This window comes from Amycolatopsis granulosa, assembly GCF_011758745.1.
Taxonomy (GTDB): Bacteria; Actinomycetota; Actinomycetes; order Mycobacteriales; family Pseudonocardiaceae; genus Amycolatopsis_E; species Amycolatopsis_E granulosa.
The window spans coordinates 2,091,110-2,114,325 of the sequence record NZ_JAANOV010000001.1 but is presented as its reverse complement, the minus strand read 5'-3'; the positions used below and the strand labels follow the sequence as shown (position 1 = coordinate 2,114,325).

The following is a 23,216-nucleotide window of genomic DNA, read 5'->3' as shown; positions in this document are numbered from 1 at the left end:
ACGGCACAAAGGAGTGTTGCCCATGCCCCGCACCGAGAAGCGCGCGATCGCGAAAGTCGTCGGCGCGAGCCTCGTCGGCACGACGATCGAGTGGTACGACTTCTTCCTCTACGGATCGGCCGCGGCCCTGGTCTTCAACAAGCTGTTCTTCCCCGGCAGCGACCCGCTGACCGGCACCCTGCTGTCCTTCGCGACCTACGCGATCGGCTTCCTGGCCCGGCCGCTGGGCGGGCTGGTGTTCGGCCACTTCGGTGACCGGGTGGGCCGCAAGAAGCTGCTGGTGTTCAGCCTGCTGCTGATGGGCGGGTCCACCTGCGCGATGGGCCTGCTGCCGACCTACGCCGCGGTGGGCGTGGCCGCTCCGCTGCTGCTCACCGCGTTGCGGCTGATCCAGGGCTTCGCGCTGGGCGGCGAGTGGGGCGGCGCGGTGCTGATCGTGTCCGAACACGGCGACGACCGCCGCCGCGGGTTCTGGGCCTCCTGGCCGCAGTGCGGCGCCCCGGGCGGCAACCTGCTGGCCACCGCGGTGCTCGCCGTGCTGGCCGCGGTGCAGACCGACGCCGCGTTCGTCTCCTGGGGCTGGCGGGTCCCGTTCCTGCTCTCCGGCGTGCTGGTGATGATCGGCCTGTGGATCCGGCTCACCGTCACCGAATCGCCGGTCTTCCTGGCCGCGCAGGAGAAGGCGCGGCAGCGCGGCGAACAGCACGGCGCCCCGGCGGTGGAGGTCTTCCGCACCGCCTGGCGGCGGGTGCTCATCACCATCGGCGCCCGGATGGCGGAGAACGTGTCCTACTACGTTCTCACCGCGTTCATCCTGGTCTACGTCACCGGTCCGCTCGGGCTGAGCAAGTCCACCGGGCTCAACGCGGTGCTCATCGGCTCGGCGATCCACTTCGTGACGATCCCGCTGTGGGGTGCGCTGTCCGACCGGATCGGCCGCCGCCCGGTGTACCTGTTCGGCACGGTCGCGATGGCGGGCTGGGCGTTCGCGTTCTTCGCGCTGATGGACACCCGCTCGCCCGCGATGATCGTGCTCGCCGCGACCGTCGGCCTGGTGCTGCACGGCGCCATGTACGGGCCGCAGGCGGCGTTCTTCGCCGAGCAGTTCCCGACCCGCGTCCGCTACACCGGCCTGTCCATCGGCGGCCAGCTGTCCTCGATCGCCGCGGGCGCGCTGGCCCCGATCCTCGCGGTCGCGCTGTTCAAGGAGTTCGGCGGCACGGCGGCGGTCTCGCTGTACGTGGTGGCGATGTGCGTGCTCACCCTGATCGCGGTGGCCAGCGCCCAGGAGACCGCGCGGACCTCGCTGCACGACGAGGCCCCCGCGACCACCGGGAGCACCGCGGAACCCGTCGTCCGGTGAGACGATGACCGGCGTGGACCACGACGTGCGCCGGCTGCTCGACCTGCTCGCCGGCGGGGCGAGCAGCGAGCAGCTGGCGCACGCCGGCGCCGCCGACCCCAAGGCCACCGAGCTGGCGCTGCGCATCCACGCCACGCTGACCGCGCACCGCCGGCGCGAAGCCGAGCTGACCGCGTTGTTCGACACGGCCAGCGACCTGGCCCGCCTGCGCGACCCGGACGCCGTGCTCCGCTCGATCGTGCGGCGGGCCCGCACGCTGCTCGGCGCCGACGTCTCCTACCTCAGCCTCAACGACGAAACCGCCGGGCGCACCTACATGCGCGTCACCGACGGGTGCGTGTCGCCGCTGTTCAAGGAGGTCATCCTGGGCATGGGCGAGGGGCTCGGCGGCCTGGTGGCGCAGAGCGCGCGGCCCTACGCGACCCCGGACTACTTCCGGGACGAGCGGTTCCGGCACACCAGCCCGATCGACGAGGCGGTGCGTGACGAGGGGCTGGCCGCGATCCTGGGCGTTCCGCTGTCGCTGGGCGGGTCGGTGATCGGTGTGCTGTACGCGTCCGACCGGACACCGCGCGACTTCACGCCGGACGAGGTCGCGTTGCTGTCGTCGCTGGCCGACCACGCCGTCATCGCGCTCGACAACGCCCGCCTGCTGGACGAGATCAGCTCGCACTCGGCGGCGATGCACCGCGCGGAGGAGGCGCACGACCGGCTGATGGACCTGGTGCTGCGCGGCGGGGACGTGCCCGAGGTGGCCGCCGCGCTGGCCGGGGTCCTGCACGGCTCGATCGGGTTGTTCGACGCGGCGGGCGAGGAACTGGCGCACGCGGGAACCGCCCCGCCCGCGCCCGATCCGGAGGTGGTCGCGGCGTCGCGGAGCACCGGGCGCTCGGTGGCCGGGGACGACTCGCTGGTGTGCGCGGTGCAGGCCGGCCCCGAACTGCTCGGCAGCATGGTGCTGGCCGGGCGGGACGCGCTGCTCGACGCCGACCGGCGGCTGTTCGAGCGGGCCGCCGTCGTCACCGCGTTGCTGCTCCTGCTCCGCCGGTCGGTGGCGAAGGCCGAGGAGGAGGTCCGCGGCGAGCTGCTCACCGACCTGCTGACCGCGCCGGACCGCAACCCGGGCGCCCTGCTCGCCCGGGCCGGACGACTGGGCGTCGACCTGACCGAAGCGCACGCGGTGCTGCTCGCGCACGCCGAGTCGGTGTCCCGGGCCCGGCTCGCGGTGGCCGCCGCGCGGCACGCGACGCTGGCCGGTATCCACGCCGAGGAGGTGGTGCTGCTGGTGCGCGGCGACGATCCGGACGCGGTGGCGGCACGCACGGCCGAAGCGCTGACGGCCGCCGTGGACACGCCGGTGACGGTGGGCGCGGCCGGCCCGGCCCGTGGTCCGGTGGCGATCGCCGGTGCCCACGCGGAAGCCGTCCGGTGCCTGCGGGCGCTGCTGGCGCTGGGCCGTTCCGGTGACGGTGCCTCGGCTGCCGGGCTGGGGTTCCTCGGCGTGCTGCTCGGCGATCGCGGGGACCTGACCGGGTTCGTGCGGCGCACGCTCGGCCCGGTGCTGGACTACGACGAGCGGCGCGGCACCGATCTGATCGGCACCTTGCAGGCGTACTTCGCGGCGGGCGGCAACTCCACGCGCGCGAAGGAGGCGCTGCACGTCCACGTCAACACGGTGGTGCAGCGGCTGGACCGCGTCGCGTCCCTCCTCGGCGACGACTGGCAGCAGCCCGGCCGGGCGCTGGAGATCCAGCTCGCGCTCCGGGTGCACGCCCTGCACGCTTGACCGCCGCACCGAGCGGGTAACCGGCGCGCGGCGAAGGGAGACCCGATGAAGGTGACCGCGGCGGATCTGCAGGCGCTGCTGGAGGCCGGCGACGGAGCACGGCTCGTGCTGCAGGAGGGCCGGCTCGAGGTGCTGCCGGCCGGTGAGGCGCCGGGCGGCGCGCTGACCGTCATCGAGCGTGACGCGCTGCGGCAGCGGGCCGGGGACCAGCCCGGCGAGCACGAACTCGACGAGCAGGCCGCGATCCTCTCCACCGAGATCGACACCCTCGGCGCCTAGCGGCGGGGGCAAGTGCACCAATCGGCGATGGACGGCTTCGCGATCCGCGCCGCCCGCGTGTTCGACGGCGAGCGGGTGCACGACGACCTGCCGGTCGTCGTGCGGGACGGCCGGATCGACGCGGTCGGCGGCCCGGTGCCGGCCGGGCTGCCGGTGACCGGCTCGCCCGGCACGCTGCTGCCCGGGTTGTTCGACATGCACACCCACCTGTGCGGGGACGGGGGGCCCGGCGCGCTGGACCGGCTCGCCGGGTACTCCGCGGACGAGCTGGACCAGGTGATCGAGCGTGCGCTGCGGACCCAGCTCGCCGCCGGAGTCACCACGGTGCGGGACCTGGGCGACCGCCGCTACGCGACCCTCCGCTGGCGCGGCCGGCCCGGAGTACCGACGATCCTCGCCGCCGGTCCGCCGATCACCAGCGTCGGCGGCCATTGCTGGAACATGGGCGGCGAGGCCGGCGGCCCGGACGCGCTGCGCGCGGCCGTGGCGGAGCGGGCCGAGCGCGGCGTGGACGTCGTGAAGGTGATGGCCAGCGGCGGCGGCATGACACCCGGCAGCGACATCCTGGCCTGCCAGTTCACGCTCGCCGAGCTGCGGCTGATCGTCGAGGAGGCCCACGCCGCCGGTCTGCCGGTGACCGCGCACGCGCACGGCACGCCGGCGGTCGAGCAGGCGGTGGCGGCCCGGGTGGACGGGATCGAGCACTGCAGCTGCTTCACGCCGGACGGCATCCGGATGAGCGACGAGCTGGCCGCCACGATCGCCGGACAGGACGTCACGGTGTGCCCCACGCTCGGGGCGATCGGCGAGATGACGCCGCCACCGGCGCTGCGGGACTTCCTGGTTCGCACGGGCTCGACGATCCGCGACCGGATCGGCCAGGTGGCCCGGCTGGCCGGCGCCGGGGTGCGGATCGTGTCCGGCGCCGATTCGGGCATCTCCCCGGCCAAACCACACGGCATGGTCGCGAGCTCGGTGGAATGGCTGGTGGACGGGGGTGTCGCCACCGCGGCGGCCCTTGCCTCGGCGACCTCGGTGGCCGCGGACGTGGCCGGCCTGGGCGGCCACAAGGGCCGCATCCGGCCCGGTTTCGACGCCGACTTGCTGCTGGTGGACGGCGATCCGCTGACGGACATCACGGCTCTGGCGCGGCCCGTGCGGGTGTGGCTGGCCGGGGTGTCCCAGCGGCTGTGAACGACCACCGGCGTGGCGCGGTCACCACCCCAGCGAGCGGACCAGGTCCCGCAGCTCGGACTCGTACAGCTTCTCCGCGTCGGTGACCTGCGGACCGAGGTGCCCGTAGACCTCGAGCGTGATCAGGCCGTGCATCCGGCCCCACGTCCGCAGCGACAGCGCCAGCACGGCGGGCGGCAGGCCGGGGAACTCCTCGTGCATGTGCCGCACCAGCTCGGGGCCGAAGTCCGCCCAGGTGAACTCGTCCGGCGGCGCTCCCATCGACGGCCACGCGGCGGCGACCAGCCCGGTCAGTCCCGCGCACGCGCGGAGCCCGGCGTCGGCCGCTGCGCCACCGTCCGGCGGGCGGTAGCCGGGCACCGGGTCGCCGTAGACGAGGCGGAACCCCTCCGGGTTGTCCAGTGACCACCGCCGCAGCGCCCGGCCCCAGGCCAGGATCCGCCCGCCCGGATCGTCGGCGGGCACCGCGTCCCGCGCCCGCTCCACGGCGTCCAGGAGCGAGGTGTAGACGTCCGAGATCAGCGTCGTGACCAGGTCGTCCCGGGTGGGGTAGTAGCCGTAGATCGCGCCGGCGGTCATGCCCATCTCCCGCGCGATGGCGCGCAGGGAGATGGCGTCCGGCCCGCCCTTGGCCATCAGCTCCAGCGCGATCGCCTTGATCTCGCGCGCCGTCTCCGTCCGCAGCCGTTCCCGGCGGCTCGTCCTCGCTTCACCCACCTTGACACTGTACGGCGTTGGTCTACTATTCCCCGTGTAGTCACTACACGCCGTGTAGTAAATGAACGGTGATGAGGAGTAGTCGTGGCGAGAGCGGTGGTGTTCGACCAGCTGGGCGGACCCGAGGTGCTGCGCGTCGAGGACCGGCCGGTCCCCGAACCGGGACCGGGGGAGGTGCGCATCCGCGTGGACGCGATCGGCCTCAACCGGGCCGAGGCGATGTTCCGCGCCGGCACCTATTTCGAGCAGCCGGTGCTGCCCGGCTCGGGTCTGGGCTACGAGGCGGCCGGCGTCGTGGAAACCGCCGTCGAGGGCTTCCCCGAGGGCACCGAGATCAGCACGATCGCCTCGTTCTCCATGCGGGACTACAGCGTGTACGGCGACCGCGTCGTCGTACCGGCGTCCAGCCTGGTCCGCCGCACCGTCGACGAGGTCACCGGCGCCGCAGTCTGGCTCACCTACCAGACCGCGTACGGAGCGCTGGTCGAACGGGGCGGCCTGCGCCCCGGCGACCCAGTGCTGCTCACCGCCGCCTCCAGCGGGGTCGGCCTGGCCGCGATCCAGATCGCCAACCACTTCGGAGCGGTGCCGATCGCGGTCACCCGCACCGGCGCCAAGCGCGACCAGCTGCTCGCCGCCGGCGCCGCGCACGTCGTCACCCTGGACTCGCAGGACCTGGTCGAGGAGGTGCGCGCGCTCACCGGTGGCGAGGGTGCCCGGCTGACGTTCGACTCCGTGGGCGGCCCGGGCGTGGTGGACCTGGTGGAAGCCACCGCCGTCGGCGGCCTGCTCATCGAGTACGGCTGGGTGGCCGGAAGGCCGCCCCTGCCGATGAACTGGAACCGCCAGGTCACCGTCTTCGGCTACGGCAATGTCAGCTACCTCCAGCGCGATCCCGCACGGCGCCGGCGGTCGGAGCACTTCATCAACGCCGGACTGCGCCTCGGCACGCTGCGCCCCGCCGTGGACCGGGTGTTCGACGACCTGTCCGACATCGTCGAGGCCCACCGGCACCTCGAGTCCAACGCCCAGGTGGGCAAGGTCGTGGTCCGCGTCCGGCACTGAGCGAGTGAACCGCCGCCGATCCGGGTAGCCCCCCGGCGAAGCGAAGGAGGACATCGTGCCGACGGACAACAAGGACGTCATCGCGTTGCTGGAGGACCAGCACCAGGAGATCCGCCGACTGTTCGGCGAGGTCGAACGGGCCAAGGGCGACGAACGCCGGGACGCGTTCCGCGAGCTGGTGCACCTGCTGTCGGTGCACGAAACGGCCGAGGAAGAACTGGTCCACCCCGAGGTGCGCCGCCAGGAGGGCGGTGAGCAGATCGTCGAGGCACGGCTCGGCGAGGAGCACCGCGCCAAGGAACTGCTGTCCACGTTGGACGACATGGGGCCGGACGCGGAGGGCTTCGACACGTTGCTCATCCAGCTCCGGGACGACGTGCTGGCGCACGCCGAACACGAGGAGCGGGCCGAATTCCCGCTGCTGCGCCGGTACTGCGACGCCTCGCGGCTCGCGGCGATGGCCGACACCGTGCGGGCCGCCGAGGCCGTGGCCCCGACCCGCCCGCACCCCGGTGCGGAAAGCGCTGCGAAGAACATGCTGCTCGGCCCGCCCGCCGCGCTCATGGACCGGGCACGCGACGCCATCCGGAGCATCCTGAAGCGGTGACACCCGGGCCGGCCGCCCCTGCTATGGGCGGCCGGCCCGGCTCACCGCCGGGCGGGAAGCTGCCGGCCGCGGTCGGAGGAAGACCCGCAAGCGCTGCGTCGGCACCTCGACCACCAGCCAGGACAGCAACCCGCACGCGTAGGCGAGCGGCAACGCGAGCGCCATCAGCAGGTAGGGGTCACCGGTCTCACCGACCCCGGCGAACACGATCAGTTGCTGAACCGGCATCGCCCAGATGTACATCCCGTAGCTGCCGTAGACCCACTTGTCGTACCGCGCCAGCCGCCGCGGCCAGTGGTGCGCCCACACGACCGCGCCGTATCCCGCGGCGAACGGCAGGACGGTCCGCGCGCACGGGTGCAGCACCGGCACGAAGTTGACCACCAGGTACAGGGCGACGCCCGCGTACGCGGCGCCGCGGGACAACGGGATCGTGCCGGCGAAGCGGTGCAGCACCATCCCGGTCACGAACGCCACCCCGAACGCGACCGTCGCGCCGACCGGCATCGACAGGAACGAGCCACCGCGGCCCTGGAACGCGTAGGTGGCGCCGAGGAAACCGTCGAGCACCACGATGCCGGCGAGCACCGCGAACAGGCCCGCGCGGGCGCGCCCGAGCAGTCCGGTCAGTCCCGCGACGAGGACCAGGGCGTACCCGGTGGTCTCCATCGGCAGTGTCCACAGTGAGCCGTTCGCCGACCAGGGGTAGGGGTTGTTCGCGAACACGCCGGGCAGCAGGTGCTGCAACGGGTACATCGCCGCGTTGTGCACCACGTAGCCCCAGGTCGCCGGGTCCCGCCAGTACTCCGCCTGATCCACCACCGTGACCAGCGGGCCGATCACGAACGCGGTGACCATGACGACCACCAGCAGCGGCGGCCAGATGCGCAGCACCCGCTTGACGGTGTAGCGCCACCACGACGCGTCCCGCGTCCAGCTGTCGGTGATCTGGAACCCGCTCATCGCGAAGAAGCCCATGAGCGCGAAGTAGCCGGGCGAGATCTGCCAGCTCTGCGGCAGCATCCACAGCCGCTCCGGGTTCACCAGCGGGAACGAGTGCTCGATCACCACCATGCTCGCCCCGATGAGCCGCAGCCAGGCGAACCCGGTCTCCGCCCCGGCGTAGCGGGCGGGCCGGATCTCCTGGGTGCGCTCCGCCGCGTTGCCGACCGCGACCACGGCTCAGCCCAGCAGCCCGGTCAGCGTGGCACGGGCGGCTTCGGGGCCGAACTGCGCGGCCACCGCGTCCTGCCCGGCGCGGGACAACCGCAGCCACAACCCGTCATCGGTGAGCAGCGACAGGATTCCCGCGGCGATCTCCTCGGCCTTGTCGCCCACCAGCACCTCGGCCCCGTGCCGCAACCGCATGCCCTCGAACGCCAGCGTCGTGCCGACCACCGGCACCCCGGCGGCGAGGCTCTCGCCGACCTTGCCCTTCACACCGGCGCCGAACCGCAGCGGCGCCACCGACAACCGCGCGGTCCCGTACAGCGCGGCGAGATCGGGCACCCATCCGCGGAACCGGACGCCGTGCCCGTCGAGCGCGCGCAGCTGGTCCGTCGGATCGTGCCCGACGAGGTCCAGGACCGCGTCCGGCCGTTCGCGGCGCACCAGCGGCCAGATCTCCCCGGCCAGCCAGTGGGCCCCGTCCCGGTTGGGCGCGTGCTCGAAGCTGCCGACGAACAGCACACCCGGCCGCCCCGCCGGGCTCGCCGGTGGCCCTGGACTGTGCACATTGGACAGCACATCGACCGGCGCGCCGGGCGCCAGCTCGGCCAGCAGGTCCCGTTCCGCCTCCGACACCACGAGCGTGCGGTCGCAGGCCCGCACCAGCCCGAGCTCCAGCTCGCGGTACAGCCGGGCGCGGTGGTGCAGCATCGCGGAGGTCTCCGGCGCGCCGCCGAGCCGTTCCACCAGCTCGGCCTCCCGCGCCAGCCGCACGAAGTGCAGGTCGACGGTGTCGAACACGATCCGCGCCCGGGGTGCGCAGATCCGCAGCCGGTCCGCCAGGTGCCACGCCACGGTGGGCCGGGACAGCAGCGCCAGCCGGATCCGGCCGCCCGCCTCGTGCAGGAACTGTTCCCGGGTGGCCGGATCGGGCAGGACGGTGACGCCCGCGCGCCGCAGCTGGTCGAGGTAGGGCTGCCGGGGCGCGTCGTGCATCGGGCAGAACACCACCCGGTGCCCGAGCGCGACCAGTTCGTCCAGCAGGGCGCGCATCCGCACCGAGCCCGAGTCGCGGTCCGGCGCCGGCACCACGACATCGGCGACGAGGACGAACTCGGCCTCCCGCGGCGCACGGCCCGGCGTCCGCTGCCGCGCCACCCACAGCGTGGTGCCCGGGTCGGTCTGTTCGGCGAGGGCGGCCGCCCACTTCTCCGCGAACACCGCGCGGTTGACCTCCTGGAACCGCTTGATGCCCTGGGTGATGTCGGTTCCGTGCGAAACACCCTCGTGGTGGACGACGACCGCGTCCGGAACCACCACGACGCGGTAGCCCGCGTCACGGACCGCGAACGCGAGGTCGGTGTCCTCGTAGTAGGCGGGGGAGTAGCGCTCGTCGAACCCGCCGAGCCGCTCCCACAGGTCGCGCCGCACCAGGATGGCCGCGCCGGAGCAGTAGTCGACGTCACGCACGCCCTGGTAGCGCGGGTCGTCCGGGTCGTCGCCGTGCCCGTAGTTCGCCGCGCTGCCGTCGGCGAAGACGATGCCGCCGCACTCCTGCAGCCGGCCGTCCGGGTACACCAGCTTCGCCCCGGCGAGGCCGACCGACTCGTCGCCGCGGACGACGCCGGTGAGCGCGTCCAGCCAGCCGGGCCGGACCTCGGTGTCGTTGTTGAGCAGCACCAGCAGCTCGCCGCGGGCGTGCGCGGCGCCGAGGTTGACGGCCCCGCCGAACCCGGTGTTCTCCGGGGTGCGCACCAGCCGCACGCCCGGGCACGCCGCGAGCTGCGCGGCCGAGTCGTCGGGCGAGGCGTCGTCGACCACCACCACCTCGAACGGCACCCGCGCACCGCTGTCCTCGATCGACCGGAGGCAGCGGCGCGTGTAGCTCCACCGACCGTGCACCGGGATCACGATGGTGACCAGCGGTTCGTCGCTCGTGCTCACCGCGACCGGGTCTTCGGTGGCGCGGCGGTGCGGCCGGTACCGCCCGATCAGCCGCCGCACCGGCCGCACGTCGTCGTGGCCGGAGGCCAGCCGCTCGATCTCGGTGCGCAGCGGCTCCGCGGCGCCGTCGGCGACGGCCGTGAGCAGCGTTTCGTCCGGGTCGAGCAGCGTGGCCGCCGCCGGCGGCTCCACCGGCTCGTCGGAGGCGATCCCGACCAGGTGGGTGTGCGGCACGCCCGGACCGGCCGACCAGGTGCCCGCGCGGCGCAGCTGCTGCGACAGCACCGGTCCGTGCTCGCGATCGCCGGTCAGCACCGAGCCGACCGCGATGTTCTGCCGCAGGACCGTCACGTGCCGGAACGAGCCGGCGAGCAGCGCGCGGAACGCGGGCTCGGTGAACCCGCCGGAGCGCGCGCCGGCCAGTGCGTCGGGGGTGGCGGCGAAGAAGAGGCCGCCGGGCGCGAGCCGCTCGCGCACCACGCTCATCAGCTCGTCCGGCTCCGCGGCCCGCTCGGGCAGGTCGAAACAGGTGATCACGCCGAACTGCCCGGTACCGAACTCCCCGGTGCCCGGGTCGCCTGGCCGCACCAGCTCGGCGGCGCTGGCCGCCAGCAACACGCTGCCCTGCCCGGCACCGCCGGTGAGGTCGAGCACGCGGCGCCCGAACGCGTAGCGGGCGGCGAGGGCGTAGCGGTGGTACTGCTCGTAGATCACCCGGACCTCGCCGGACACGCTCCCCGGGGAACCCATGGGCCGGAAGGCTACCGGTACCGCGGGCGGTCCGGTGACCGATGCCCGGTAATCTCCGGCGGGGAGGGAATAACCGACGGTGTCCACTTTCGCCCGCCGGCAGCGCCGGGAGCTCAACCTCGGGATCGCGATCGTCGTGGTTCTGGCACTGGGACTCGCCGTGTCCGCGGCCGGTTACCTCCGCACGAGCAACGCCGGCCTGCCCGACCCGCCGGACGCCAAGCCGCCGCCCGCGGACAGCGCGGCAGCGCTCGTCGAACCGCCCGGCGCACCCGGCCCGGGCGGGCCGTTCCAGCTCGCCGCGTTGCGCAGCACCGTGTCCCTGCCGCAGTCGGTGGTCGACGTGCTCACCACGGCCGGACTGCGCGACGCGGTGCGCCGCACCGGTCTGCGGGCGGATGCGACGACCACGCTGTTCGCCCTGGTCACCACCGATCCGGCGGTCGTCGTCGCCGCCTACGGCCAGGGGATGGCGGACCAGGGCCTGACCACCGACCGGGAGCTGTCGATGCGGGGCGTGACCGTCCACCGGACCCCGATGGGTACCGCACCGGCCCGGTTCGGCACCGCGTACGTGCTCTACGACCGGGTGGTGGTCGTCGAAACGACCGGCCCGGCGGAGACCGCGCGGGACGTCTTCCGCACGACGCTGGACCGGCAGATCGCGCTGGCACCGCCGGCCGGCGGGTCGTGACTCCGGAGTGGACGGTCCTACTCGCCGGCCCAGTCCGTGTAGGAGTCCCACGCGCCCAGCCGGAGCCGGCTTTCGAAGCGCAGCTCGCGGCCCGTCCGCGGATCGGTGAACGCGAGCACCTTCGCCAGCAGCTGGAGCGGCCGGGAGAAGTCACCGGGCGGCACCTCGCGGATCGCCGGGTACAGCGGATCGCCGAGGATCGGGACGCCCAGCGAGTTCAGGTGCACGCGCAGCTGGTGCGTGCGGCCGGTTTCCGGCACCAGCCGGTAGCGCCCCAGCCCGTCGCGGTGTTCCAGCAGCTCCACGTACGTCGACGCGTTCGCCGGCCCGGGAAGCTCACGCGCCGTCAGCACCCCGCGCTTCTTCACGATGCGACTGGTCACCGTCCGCGGCAGCGCCAGCTCCGGCGCGTACGGTGCGATCGCCTCGTATTCCTTGTGCACCAGCCGATCCCGGAACAGGTTCTGGTAGGTGCTGCGGTGCTCCGCGGTCTTGACGAACATCAGCACGCCCGCGGTGAGCCGGTCGAGCCGGTGCGCCGGGGAGAGGCCGGGCAGGTCACGCGCGTGCCGCAACCGCACCAGCGCGGTCTCCCGCACGTGCCCGCCACGCGGCGTGGTCGCCAGGAAGTGCGGCTTGTCGGCCACCAGCAGCGCGTCGTCCTCGTGCAGGACGGTGAGCTCGAACGGCACCGGCACCTCGTCCCGCCGGTCGCGGTGGAACCACAGGAACGTGCCGGGCGTGAACGGGGTGTCGATGCCGACCGGCCCGTCCAGCCCGACGACGGCGCCCTGGGCGAGCATGGCGTCGATCGTCTCCGGCGGCAGCCGGGTCAGCTTCCGCACCAGGTAGTCGCGGATCGTGGCCCACGGGCCCTCGGGCGGGGTCCGGATGCGCGCCGCGTTCACCCCGTCGCGTGGCGGCAACGGGGACGGGGGCGGCTTGCGTCTCATCGACGAGCACTGTAGCCGTCACGTCCGCGCAGCTCAGACCGGAGCCGGACGGCCGGGGACGGGGGCGCCTACACTGGAGGTGCTCCCTCCGCCCCTGGTGGCCGGCCGGGCCGCACAGCGAGGCGGCGGGCCGCGATCACCGGGGTTGTCGGTGCCCTCGGTTACCCTGCACTCTCGTGGGGCCACGGGCGCCACATCACCCCAATCACTACTGGGAGAGAAGAACCTGTGACTGCTTCTGCTGAGCCTCTCTACGGGGCCGACGACCTTACCCACCTGGAAGGCCTGGAAGCGGTCCGCAAGCGCCCCGGCATGTACATCGGGTCGACCGACAGCCGTGGCGTCAACCACCTGTTCAGCGAGATCGTCGACAACTCGACGGACGAGGGTGTGGGTGGTCACGCGACCCGGGTCGTGGTGACCCTGCACGCGGACGGCAGCGTCCAGGTCGACGACGACGGGCGCGGCATCCCGACCGGCGTGCACGCCAAGTCCGGTCTGTCCGGTGTCGAGCTGGTGCTGACCCGGCTGCACGCGGGTGGCAAGTTCGGTGGGTCCGGTTACAAGACCTCCGGTGGCCTGCACGGTGTGGGCGCCTCGGCGGTGAACGCGTTGTCCCACCGGTTCGACGTCACGGTCAAGCAGGGCGGCAAGGTGCACGAGATGTCGTTCGCGCACGGCACGCCCGGCGTGTTCGACGGCCCCGGCCCGAGGGCGAAGTTCACGCCGCAGCCGGGTCTGCGCGTCGCCGGGAAGATGAAGCGCGGCGAGCGCACCGGCACCTCGATCCGCTACTGGCACGACGCGCGCTACTTCGAAAAGGGCGCGGAGCTCGACGTCGAGCAGGTGCGCACCAAGCTGCGCAACACCGCGTTCCTCGTGCCCGGCGTGGAGTACGTGCTGCGCACCGCCACCGAGGGGTCGATCAGCGAGGAGACGTTCCACTTCCCGCACGGCCTGTCCGACATGGTGGAGTACCTCGCGCCGTCGGACGAGAAGCCGGTGTCCGGCACGCTGATCATCCGCGGGGAGGGCACGTACAAGGAGAACGCGGCCGACGCCAACGGGGTCATGCGGTCCAATGTGGAGCGTCAGGCCGAGGTGGAGATCGCGCTGCGCTGGGGCACCGGCTACGAGCGCACCGTCGAGTCCTTCACCAACACGATCCGCAACGTGCACGGCGGCACGCACCGCCGCGGCTTCGACCGGGGGGTCACCAAGGCGGTGCAGGAAGCGATTTCCCGCACCCGCGGCCTGCTCAAGGCCAAGGAGGACCTGCCCACGCTCGACGACGTGCTGGAGGGCATGACGGCGGTCATCCACGTGCGCATCCCGGAGCCGCAGTTCACCTCGCAGACCAAGGACGAGCTGTCCACCACCGGCATCACCCGCGTGGTGCAGGGCGTCGTCGAGCGGCAGCTCAAGGAGTGGACGGAGCACCGCCGGACCAAGGCCGAGGCCAAGGTCGTGCTGCAGAAGGTCGTCGACGCCGCGCGCGTGCGGCTGACGCAGAAGCAGCAGAAGGACGCCGCGCGCCGCAAGACCGCGCTGGAGGGCGCGGCGATGCCACCGAAGCTCGTCGACTGCCGCACCACCGGCATCTCGCGCAGCGAGCTGTTCCTCGTCGAGGGTGACAGCGCGCTCGGCTCGGCCCGCATGGCGCGGGTGTCGGAGTACCAGGCGCTGCTGCCGCTGCGCGGCAAGATCCTCAACGTGCAGAAGGCCTCGCTGGGCGACACGCTGAAGAACGCCGAGATCGCCTCGATCGTGCAGGTGCTCGGCGCGGGGACCGGGCGCACGTTCGACCTGTCCGCGATGCGGTACGGCCGCGTCATCCTGATGGCCGACGCGGACGTGGACGGGTCGCACATCCGGACGCTGCTGATCACGCTGTTCGCCAAGTACATGCGGCCGGTGATCGAGGACGGCCGGCTGTTCGCCGCGATGCCGCCGCTGCACAAGATCGTGACGAAGGGCCGCAACCCGGAGACGATCTTCACCTTCACCCAGCGCGAGATGGAGCAGAAGGTCGCCGAGCTGGAGGCCGCCGGCAAGCAGATCGTCAAGCCGGTCCCGCGGTTCAAGGGCCTGGGCGAGATGGACGCCGACGAGCTGTGGGAGACCACGATGAACCCGGCCACCCGGTCGGTCCGCCGCATCACCCTGGACGACGCCGAGGCGGCCGAAGCCGCGCTGGAGCTGCTGATGGGGGAGAAGGTCGAACCCCGGCGCAACTGGCTCGTCGAATCCGCCGCCCGGGTGGACCGCGAAGCGATCGACGTCTGAGCTTTCCTAGGAGACAACAGCAATGGCACGCCGATCCAAGACCACCGTCACCCGCGTCGATCCGGCCGCGTTCGACCAGGCGGGCGCGCAGGTCTTCGAGAACCCGGTCAAGACCGAGATCGAGGACTCCTACCTGGAGTACGCCTACTCGGTCATCCACTCCCGCGCCCTGCCCGACGCGCGCGACGGTCTCAAGCCGGTGCACCGCCGGATCCTGTTCTCGATGAACGAGGCGGGCTACCGGCCCAGCCACGCGTACGTGAAGTCCTCGCGCGTGGTCGGCGACGTGATGGGCCGCTACCACCCGCACGGCGACACGGCGATCTACGACGCGATGGTGCGCCTCGCGCAGGACTTCTCGATGAACGCGCCGCTCATCGACGGGCACGGCAACTTCGGCAGCCCGGACGACGGCCCGGCGGCGAGCCGGTACACCGAGGCACGCATGTCGCCCGAGGCGATGCTGCTCGTGGGCGAGCTGGGCGAGGAGACGGTCGAGTTCCGGCCCAACTACGACGGCTCCCTGCTGGAGCCGTCGGTGCTGCCGGCCGCCTACCCGAACCTGCTGGTCAACGGCACCTCGGGCATCGCGGTCGGTATGGCCACCAACATGATCCCGCACAACATGGGCGAGGTCATCGCGGCCGCCCGGTGGCTGATCAACCACCCGGGCGCCACGCTGGACAAGCTGATGGAGTTCGTCCCGGGCCCCGACCTGCCGACCGGCGGCATGCTGCTCGGCCTGGACGAGGTGCGCAAGGCGTACGAGACCGGCCGAGGCGTGGTCCGCATGCGGGCCAAGGTCGAGATCGGCCCGCTGCCCGGCAGCCGCGGCCGCCAGGCCATCACCGTCACCGAGCTGCCCTACGGCGTCGGGCCGGAGAAGGTGATCGAGAAGATCACCGAGGAGGTCAACAAGTCCAAGCGGCTGACCGGGATCGCCGACGTCAAGGACCTCACCGACCGGGAGAACGGCACCCGCCTGGTCATCGAGTGCAAGGTCGGCGTCAACCCGCAGCCGCTGCTGGCCGACCTCTACCGGCTCACGCCGCTGGAGCAGTCGTTCGGCATCAACAACCTCGTGCTGGTCGACGGGCAGCCGCAGACGCTCGGGCTCAAGCAGCTGCTCGAGGTGTTCCTGAACCACCGCTACGAGGTGGTGACGCGGCGCACCCGGTACCGGCGCCGCAAGCGCGAGGAACGGCTGCACCTGGTCGAGGGCCTGCTCGTCGCGCTGCTGGACATCGACAAGGTGATCCGGCTGATCCGCAACAGCGACAACGCCGCGGAGGCCAAGGACGGCCTGATGAAGCGGTTCAAGCTGTCCGAGATCCAGGCGACCTACATCCTCGACACGCCGTTGCGGCGGCTCACCAGGTACGACAAGCTCGAGCTCGAGGACGAGCAGGAGCGGCTGCGTGCCGAGATCGCCGAGCTGACCAAGATCCTCGACGACGACCGGGAACTGAAGAAGGTCGTCTCCGCCGAGCTGGCGAAGATCGCGAAGGACTTCCCGACCGAGCGGCGCACCGCGCTCATCGACGGTGACCTCAAGGAGGTGCTGGCCGCGTCCAAGCCGGCCGGGCCGCTGGAGGTCGCCGACGACCCGTGCCAGGTGATCCTGTCGGCCACCGGCCTGGTCGCGCGCACCGCGGCGGAGTCGGAGGAGGCGCCGGAGGGCCGCCGCCGCAACGGGCGCGTGAAGCACGACACCGTCGCGGCGATGGTGCACTCCACCGCGCGTGGGCAGATCCTGCTCCTCACCAGCCGCGGACGCGCGTTCAAAACGGATGTGCTGCCCCTGCCGGTGCTGCCCGAGCGGGCCGGCACGGTGTCGCTGCGCGGCGGGATGGCGGCGCGCGAGCTGGTGCCGCTGGACAAGGGCGAGAAGGTCGTCGGCATCGCGCCGCTGGGCGAGCAGGCCGCCGGGTCGCCGGGACTCGCGCTCGGCACCCGGCAGGGGGTGGTGAAGGTGGTGGCACCGGACTGGCCGGTGCGCTCCGACGAGTTCGACGTCATCGGCCTCAAGGACGGTGACGAGGTGGTCGGCGCGGCGTGGCTCACCGGCGGCGAGGAGACGCTGGCGTTCCTGTCCTCGGATGCGTCGCTGTTGCGGTTCCCGGCGTCGCTGGTGCGGCCGCAGGGTCTCAAGGGCGGCGGCATGGCGGGCATCAAGCTGGCCGGGGATGCCGAGGTGGTGTTCTTCGGCGCCGTCCGCACCGACGACGCCGCGCACGGCGAGCCGATGGTGGTGACGGCCACCGGGCAGAGCGTGAAGACGACGCCGTTCGCGGAGTACCCGGCGAAGGGCCGGGCGACGGGCGGGGTGCGCGCGCACCGGTTCCTGAAGGGCGAGGCGCGGCTGACGGTCGGCTGGGTGGGCCCGCGGCCCGCTGGTGCCGCGAAGAACGGCGACCCGGTGGAGCTGCCGGAACCGACCATCCGCCGCGACGCGTCCGGTGCGCCGCATCCGGGTCCGGAGGTCGTCGGGCACCTCATCGAGCGTGGCTGAGCGGCGGCCGATGATCACCCGGGAAGGTCATCTCGGTCCGCGTGGCGGACGCCGTGGTCCCGGCGCGGATCGTGGTGCACATCCCGGCCGGAACGGCCTGGCCTGCGGGGTTGTCGTACCGCTCGTGCGGCCTACCGGTGCACAACCGTGGCGGAACCGCTCCGACCAGCTGGAAACCACAGGTTTCTCCGCCCGGGGCAGGGGCTAGTCTCGCATCATGTCCACATCGGCCAGCACGCGCCTGCAAGCCGAGCAGAAGTTGCAGCGCATCGGTCTCGTGAGCGACAGCGCGCTGGCCCACCTGGCCGCCGAGGACCTGCTGACCGAGCTGCTGGACCGGGTGCGCCAGGTCCTGCACACCGACACCGCGGCCGTGCTGTTGCTCGAACCGGGCGGCCGCGAGCTCCTCGCCGTCGCCGCGCGCGGCATCGAAACCGAGGTGGCGCAGGGCGTGCGGGTCCCGGTCGGCAAGGGTTTCGCGGGGCAGGTGGTCGCGCGCCGTGAACCGGTGCAGCTGCAGCGGGTCGACTCCACGACGGTGGTCAACCGGTTGCTGTGGGAGAAGGGCATCCAGACCCTGCTGGGGGTTCCGCTGCTGGTCGGTGGTGAACCGCTGGGTGTGCTGCACGTCGGCACGCTGAGCAAGCGCGAGTTCACCCCGGAGGACGTCGAGCTGCTCCAGCTGGCCGCCGACCGGATCGCGCTGGCCGCGCACGCCCAGCGGTCGCAGGCCGAGCGGGCCGCGGCGGCCGAGCTGCAGCGCAGCCTGCTGCCGAGCAAGCTGCCGGTCGTCCCGGGGCTCGAGCTCGCCGCCCGCTACGTCCCCGGGGACCAGGGTGCGATCGCCGGCGACTGGTACGACGTGTTCCTGTTGCCGAACAACTGGCTCGGCGTGGTGATCGGTGACGTCGTCGGGCACGGCCTGCCGGCCGCGATCGTCATGGGCCGGATGCGCAGTGCCCTGCGGGCGTTCGCTCTGGAGGGCGGCGACCCGGCCGAGGTGCTCGTCAACCTCGACCGCAAGATGCAGCACTTCGAGCCGGGCATGATGGCGACCGTGCTCTACGCGGTGGTGGAGCCGAACTTCGAGCGGCTGCACGTGTCCTCGGCCGGCCACCTGGTGCCGGTCCAGGGCCGCGTCGGGGAACCGGCCCGGCTGCTGGACGTCGCCGTCGACCCGCCGATCGGGGCGCTGCGGGACGTGCGGCGCCGGGTGAGCGTGGTGGACATCCCGCCCGGCTCGGTCGTCTGTTTCTACACCGACGGCCTCGTCGAACGACGCGGTGTCCCGCTCGACGAGGGGCTGGACCGCCTGTGCGCGGCCGTGCGCCCGGTGCCGGTCACCGATGTCTGCGCCGACGTGATGGGCGCGATGATCGGCGAGGACAACCCGGACGACGACGTCGCGCTGCTCGCCGTGCGCCGCCAGGACGGCAGCGAGGTCGGCCCGCTGGACCTCGCCGTGCCCGCGGTGCCCGAGTCGCTGAAGGAGGTCCGCTCCGCGATGCGGCGGTGGCTGAACCTCGTCGGGGCGAGCCCGGACGCCACGTCCGACCTGCTGGTCGCGGTCGGTGAGGCCACCTCGAACGCGGTCGAGCACGCCTACGGGCCGGCCGGCGGCGTGGTCCGCGTCCAGCTTGACCGGCACGGGTCCGACGTAATCGCCAGGGTGTGCGACGAGGGCCGCTGGCGTCCCCCGCGCGGCGAGAACCGCGGCCGCGGGACACTGTTGATGCACCGCTGTGGGGACGAGGTCCGCATCGACCATCGGCCCCAGGGGACGGAGGTCATGATTCGCCGGACGATCGTGGACGGGCAAGCGCAATGACCACGGCGACCATCGACGCGGAGCACGACGGCGGGCACGTGGTGCTGACGGTCAGCGGCGAGATCGACCTGGCCAACGCCGACCTCGTCCAGGAACAGGTTTTCTCCGCCATCGGCAACGACGCGTCACACGTCTCGATCGACCTCACCGACGTGACCTATCTGGACAGTTCCGGTCTGCGGGTGCTGTTCACGCTCGCCGGGAGGCTGAAGGTGCTGCAGATGGGTCTGGACCTGATCGTGGCACCCGCCTCACCCGTGCGCCGGGTCCTGATGATGTCCGGCTTCGAGCCGTTGGCGACGGTGCGTGAGCGGTGAGCGGTGTGGGTAGTCCCGGCACATGGTGAGTGTCGGCTATTTCCTGTCCAGCGAGGAGCACGGGCCCCGTGAGCTGGTGGAACAGGCGAAGAAGGCGGAGCAGGCCGGGTTCGAGCGGTTGTGGATCTCCGACCACTTCCACCCGTGGACCGGCGAGCAGGGCAACAGCCCGTTCGTCTGGTCGGTGATCGGTGCTCTGTCCCAGGCCGTGTCGCTGCCCATCACGACAGCGGTCACGTGCCCGACGGTGCGGATCCACCCGGCGATCATCGCGCAGGCCGCGGCGACGGCGGCCGTGCAGTGCGAGGGCCGGTTCGTCCTCGGTGTCGGTTCCGGGGAGGCGCTCAACGAGCACATCCTCGGCGACCGGTGGCCGCCCGGGTCGCGGCGGCTGGAGATGCTGGAGGAGGCCGTGGAGGTGATCCGCAAGCTGCACACCGGCGAGGAGATCACCCACTACGGCAAGCACTACACGGTGGAGCAGGCCCGCATCTACACCCTGCCGGAGCAGCCGGTGCCGATCTACGTGTCCGCGTTCGGGCCCAGGATCGCGCGCCGGATCGCGAAGATCGCGGACGGCTTCGCCACGGTGATGCCCGACGGTGAGCTGGTGCACTCCTACCGGGAGGCCGGTGGCCGCGGGCCGGTCCAGGGCGGGTTCAAGGTGTGCTGGGCCGACTCGGCCGACCAGGCCCGCGAGACGGCGCACCGGCTGTGGGCGAGCGACCTGCTGCCCGGCAGCCTCGGCCGGATCCTGCCGACCCCGCGCGACTTCGAGCAGGCCGTGCCGGTGGTCACCGAGGAGCAGGTCGCGGGCCAGATCCCGTGCGGCCCGGACGCCGACGCGCACGCGCAGGCGGTGCGCCAGTTCGCCGACGCCGGGTTCGACGAGGTGTACGTGTCGCAGATCGGGCCGGAGCAGGACAAGTTCTTCGACGCCTGGTCGTCGAAGGTGCTGCCCCAGCTCAAGGGCTGAGGGGCGGTCGGGCCGACGCAGCGCGCCGCCCGGCGGATGACCTCGCAGCGTGTTGGCCGGCCGCCGCGGCGTGTTCGCCGCTCGGGGTGCCGTGTTGGCTGCTCACGAAGCGTCGGAAGCGGCCAACCCGGGTACGTGCGCGGGAGTGGCGAACACGCCGGTGTTCGGCGTGTTGGCCGGGCCGGGCGGCGGCGCCCCCGGGCTCAGTCGCCGAGGGTGATGGCGCGGGAGGCGAGGTGCAGGGCGAGACGGTCGTCCGGGCGGGAGAGGTCCACCCCGAGGAGCTGTTCGATGCGGGCGATCCGCGCCGCGACCGTGTTGCGGTGCACGCCGAGCACGGCGGCGGTCTCGGCGATCGACGATTCCGCGTCCAGGTAGGTGGCCAGGGTGCGCACCAGGTCACCGGGCGCACCGCGCAACGGTGCGACCAGTGCCCGTGCCGCCGGCTCGAACGTGTCGGTGCGCGTCCACTCCAGCAGCAGCTGCGCCATCCCGAGCTGGTCCACGTGCAGGAAGTGCCCCGACTCGGGTCGGGTCGCGGCCAGCCGGGCGGCGTCGGTGGCCTCGGCGACCGTCGCCGCGAGGCCGTCCGGCTGCGGGTGCGGCCGGCCGACCCCGAGGTGTGAGCCGAGGGTGCGGCGCAACGCCTTGTGCGCCGCGCGCAGCCGGGTCGCCAGCGTGCGCACGCGCTGGGCCGTCGGCTCCTGGTCGAACGTCACCCACCCGGTCCACCCGTCGCCGTGCTCGACGACCACGGCCTCGATCTGTTCCGCCCGCAGCGCGCGCACCACCTCGGTCGTCCGCGCCACGGTGTCCACACCGGACGGTACGCCGATGCGCAGTCCCACGTGCCAGCCGCCCAGCCGCCACCCGGCGTCGGCCGCGCGCCGCCGCAGGTCCGCGCCGGGCTCGGCGTCCAGCCGGAGCAGATCACCGAGCAGCGCCGTCCGCGACCGCGCGTCCCGCTCCAGCTCCAGCCGGTTCGCCAGCAGCCACCGCTGCACCGCGCCGGCGGCGACCGCCAGCGCGGGCGGCACGACGTCCGCGCGCGCCGCGTGCACCCCGGTCAGCTCGGCCGCCACCCACAGCACCGGACCGGCCAGCAGCGCGGGATGCGCGAGCAGGACACCGTCGTCGAGCTCGACGCGCTGCGGCACCGGCTCGGCCACCCGGAGTCGTCCGGCCGACGGCAGCTCCCCGGCCACCGGCTCGCCCCGGTCGTCCAGCAGCGCCACCGGCGACCGCAGCAGCCCGCGCAGCGCCGCCACGACCTCCTCCGGCGACCGGGGCCGCTCGCCGAGCGCGCGGTGCGTCGCCAGCACCAGGTTCGCCCGGTCCAGGTCCGGCGCGGCGAGCATGAGCCGGGCGTCCACCAGCAGGTCCAGTGGCCGGGCGGAGGTCACCAGCAGCGGCATCGCCAGCCGGTCGGCCAGCAGCCGGGTCGCGGTCTGCGGGTCGACCTCCGGCAGGAGCAGGCCGGCCGCGCCGCTGTCGGCGCCGCGCCGCAGCAGGGCGTCGATCTGCCAGTCCGTGCCGCGCAGTTCGCGGGCCAGCACCAGCAGCTCGCCGGGGCCCGGGCTGTCCGCGGCGTCCAGGGTCGCCCGGACCGTCTTGAGTGGACCGTCCAGCCCGGACCGCCCGGCGACGACCCGGACGTCGGCGGCCCACGACGGCAGGGCCAGCAGTCGGCGCAGGATCATGGTGCGAGCACCGGATCGCAGTCGATGCCGTAGGCGCGCGGCTCCAGCACCGGCAGCCGCCGCGGATCGGTCCAGAACGGCGCCGCGGCGAGGCGCAGCACGTCGACCTCGATCCCGGCGCGGATCGTGTCGCAGGACACCGGGACCCCGGTGCGGTGGTCGACGACGGCGAGCACGTCCGGCGTGGAGGCCACCGGCTGCCCGTCGCGCAGCGCGAGGAGGTACTCGTTCTCCATCTCCAGCCGCAGCAGCGCGCCGGTGCGGTGGTCGGTCAGGGTGGCGCTGCCGCGGCCGAACCCGGCGCTGCCGTGCCGCCCGGGGCCGACGTGCCTGGACACCTCCAGCACCCGGCCCATCGCCAGCACCTGCCCGCCGGAGGCCGCGGCGAGCCGGTCCGGGTCCGGGCTCTCCCCGGCCGCGAGCACGCGCCTACCGAGCTCCAGCGCCGCGCGCACACTGCCCATGACGGCGCACCCGGGCAGTTCACCGGCGGGCACCGGGGCGAACGCCATCGCCGCCCAGCCACCGGAACCGGCCACGAACGTGCGGGCGCTGCGTTCGATCGCCTCGTCCGGTCCGGCCGCCAGCAGCAGCACCTGCCCGCCGGGCTCGGCGAGCGCGGCCGGGGCGAGACCGCGGCCGGCCGCGGCGATGGCGAGCTGGTCCAGCCGCGGCAGGCCGCGTCCGGACAGGTCGGCGTCGGCGCACGGCAGGCCCAGCTCGACGGCGGCCACCAGCGGCACCAGCCCGTTGAGGCCGCCGATCTCGATCGACATCAGGGCGCCGGCGCGGGCGCCGGTCCAGCGTTCGAGGGCGGACACCGCGGTCGCGAACTCCGACCCGCTCGGCAGTTTTTCGGTGAAGGCCGCGGTCGAGCCGGCGATGCCGACCGGCATGACCGGGGTCGCCGGGTCCAGTGCGGCGGGAACCTCGGGTTCGCGCCCGTGGATCACGTGCTGGCGCAGCAGCGCCGCCGCCGTCATCGTGTCACCGCCCCCGCCGGAGCCGAGCAGCGCGACACCCCGTTCGAGTGCGGGAACGTCCGCCGCGGTGATGCGCATGCCGGCCTTCGTGTGCT

At 73.1% G+C, this 23,216-nt stretch carries 18 protein-coding genes; 12 read left to right on the top strand and 6 right to left on the bottom strand.

Annotated features, from left to right (window positions below; genetic code table 11):
* Nucleotides 1-22 precede the first annotated feature (22 nt).
* Genes FHX45_RS10195 through FHX45_RS10180 form a run of 4 tightly spaced genes read left to right on the top strand, consistent with a single transcriptional unit; the run spans nucleotide 23 to nucleotide 4,622 of the window.
* The gene (locus FHX45_RS10195) at nucleotides 23-1,363 is read left to right on the top strand and encodes an MFS transporter (protein ID WP_167099248.1); all 1,341 of its coding nucleotides are present in this window, start codon (nucleotides 23-25) and stop codon (nucleotides 1,361-1,363) included.
* A 4-nt stretch (nucleotides 1,364-1,367) separates the two neighbouring features.
* Entirely contained in the window at nucleotides 1,368-3,149 is a 1,782-nt protein-coding gene (locus FHX45_RS10190; RefSeq protein WP_167099245.1) for a helix-turn-helix domain-containing protein, read from the top strand.
* A gap of 45 nt (nucleotides 3,150-3,194) precedes the next feature.
* A complete protein-coding gene (locus FHX45_RS10185) occupies nucleotides 3,195-3,428 on the top strand; it encodes a hypothetical protein (RefSeq protein WP_167099242.1) in 234 nt (77 codons plus the stop codon).
* A gap of 27 nt (nucleotides 3,429-3,455) precedes the next feature.
* A complete protein-coding gene (locus FHX45_RS10180; RefSeq protein ID WP_167099239.1) occupies nucleotides 3,456-4,622 on the top strand; it encodes an amidohydrolase family protein in 1,167 nt (388 codons plus the stop codon).
* 21 nt (nucleotides 4,623-4,643) lie between these two features.
* Here the strand turns inward: FHX45_RS10180 and FHX45_RS10175 are convergent, their stop codons facing one another.
* A complete protein-coding gene (locus FHX45_RS10175; protein ID WP_167099236.1) occupies nucleotides 4,644-5,339 on the bottom strand; it encodes a WHG domain-containing protein in 696 nt (231 codons plus the stop codon).
* Between the two features lie 84 nt (nucleotides 5,340-5,423).
* On the opposite strand from FHX45_RS10175, the gene FHX45_RS10170 reads away from it, so the two are divergent.
* A complete protein-coding gene (locus FHX45_RS10170) occupies nucleotides 5,424-6,404 on the top strand; it encodes a zinc-binding dehydrogenase (protein ID WP_167099233.1) in 981 nt (326 codons plus the stop codon).
* 55 nt (nucleotides 6,405-6,459) lie between these two features.
* The gene (locus tag FHX45_RS10165) at nucleotides 6,460-7,011 is read left to right on the top strand and encodes a hemerythrin domain-containing protein (RefSeq protein ID WP_167099230.1); all 552 of its coding nucleotides are present in this window, start codon (nucleotides 6,460-6,462) and stop codon (nucleotides 7,009-7,011) included.
* Nucleotides 7,012-7,032: 21 nt separating this feature from the next.
* Here FHX45_RS10165 and FHX45_RS10160 read toward each other — a convergent pair whose 3' ends face one another.
* Both FHX45_RS10160 and FHX45_RS10155 read right to left on the bottom strand, forming a co-directional pair.
* Nucleotides 7,033-8,190: an acyltransferase gene (locus FHX45_RS10160; protein ID WP_167099227.1), complete on the bottom strand. Its 1,158-nt coding sequence runs from the start codon at nucleotides 8,188-8,190 to the stop codon at nucleotides 7,033-7,035.
* 3 nt (nucleotides 8,191-8,193) lie between these two features.
* Nucleotides 8,194-10,872 carry a glycosyltransferase gene (locus tag FHX45_RS10155; RefSeq protein ID WP_167099224.1) on the bottom strand — a complete coding sequence of 893 codons (2,679 nt, stop codon included), beginning with the start codon at nucleotides 10,870-10,872 and terminating at the stop codon, nucleotides 8,194-8,196.
* Nucleotides 10,873-10,951: 79 nt separating this feature from the next.
* Between FHX45_RS10155 and FHX45_RS10150 the strand changes: the two genes are divergently transcribed.
* Nucleotides 10,952-11,566, top strand: coding sequence for a hypothetical protein (locus tag FHX45_RS10150; protein WP_167099221.1), 615 nt, complete (start codon nucleotides 10,952-10,954; stop codon nucleotides 11,564-11,566).
* A gap of 17 nt (nucleotides 11,567-11,583) precedes the next feature.
* Here FHX45_RS10150 and FHX45_RS10145 read toward each other — a convergent pair whose 3' ends face one another.
* A complete protein-coding gene (locus FHX45_RS10145) occupies nucleotides 11,584-12,519 on the bottom strand; it encodes a pseudouridine synthase (protein WP_167099218.1) in 936 nt (311 codons plus the stop codon).
* Between the two features lie 228 nt (nucleotides 12,520-12,747).
* On the opposite strand from FHX45_RS10145, the gene FHX45_RS10140 reads away from it, so the two are divergent.
* From FHX45_RS10140 to FHX45_RS10120, 5 genes are all read left to right on the top strand, one after another.
* A complete protein-coding gene (locus FHX45_RS10140; protein WP_167099215.1) occupies nucleotides 12,748-14,805 on the top strand; it encodes a toprim domain-containing protein in 2,058 nt (685 codons plus the stop codon).
* Nucleotides 14,806-14,827: 22 nt separating this feature from the next.
* Nucleotides 14,828-17,317 carry a DNA gyrase/topoisomerase IV subunit A gene (locus tag FHX45_RS10135; protein WP_167099212.1) on the top strand — a complete coding sequence of 830 codons (2,490 nt, stop codon included), beginning with the start codon at nucleotides 14,828-14,830 and terminating at the stop codon, nucleotides 17,315-17,317.
* 217 nt (nucleotides 17,318-17,534) lie between these two features.
* Nucleotides 17,535-19,145: an ATP-binding SpoIIE family protein phosphatase gene (locus tag FHX45_RS10130; RefSeq protein WP_167099209.1), complete on the top strand. Its 1,611-nt coding sequence runs from the start codon at nucleotides 17,535-17,537 to the stop codon at nucleotides 19,143-19,145.
* On the top strand, nucleotides 19,142-19,462 hold the full coding sequence (locus tag FHX45_RS10125; protein ID WP_167099206.1) for an STAS domain-containing protein: 321 nt from the start codon (nucleotides 19,142-19,144) through the stop codon (nucleotides 19,460-19,462). The genes FHX45_RS10130 and FHX45_RS10125 overlap by 4 nt, the downstream gene beginning before the upstream one ends.
* Before the next feature lie 22 nt (nucleotides 19,463-19,484).
* A complete protein-coding gene (locus FHX45_RS10120) occupies nucleotides 19,485-20,438 on the top strand; it encodes a TIGR03557 family F420-dependent LLM class oxidoreductase (RefSeq protein ID WP_167099203.1) in 954 nt (317 codons plus the stop codon).
* A 203-nt stretch (nucleotides 20,439-20,641) separates the two neighbouring features.
* Here the strand turns inward: FHX45_RS10120 and FHX45_RS10115 are convergent, their stop codons facing one another.
* Both FHX45_RS10115 and FHX45_RS10110 read right to left on the bottom strand, forming a co-directional pair.
* A complete protein-coding gene (locus FHX45_RS10115) occupies nucleotides 20,642-22,138 on the bottom strand; it encodes a helix-turn-helix domain-containing protein (protein WP_167099200.1) in 1,497 nt (498 codons plus the stop codon).
* Nucleotides 22,135-23,199 carry a DUF917 domain-containing protein gene (locus FHX45_RS10110; protein ID WP_167099197.1) on the bottom strand — a complete coding sequence of 355 codons (1,065 nt, stop codon included), beginning with the start codon at nucleotides 23,197-23,199 and terminating at the stop codon, nucleotides 22,135-22,137. The genes FHX45_RS10115 and FHX45_RS10110 overlap by 4 nt, the downstream gene beginning before the upstream one ends.
* Nucleotides 23,200-23,216: the final 17 nt, after the last annotated feature.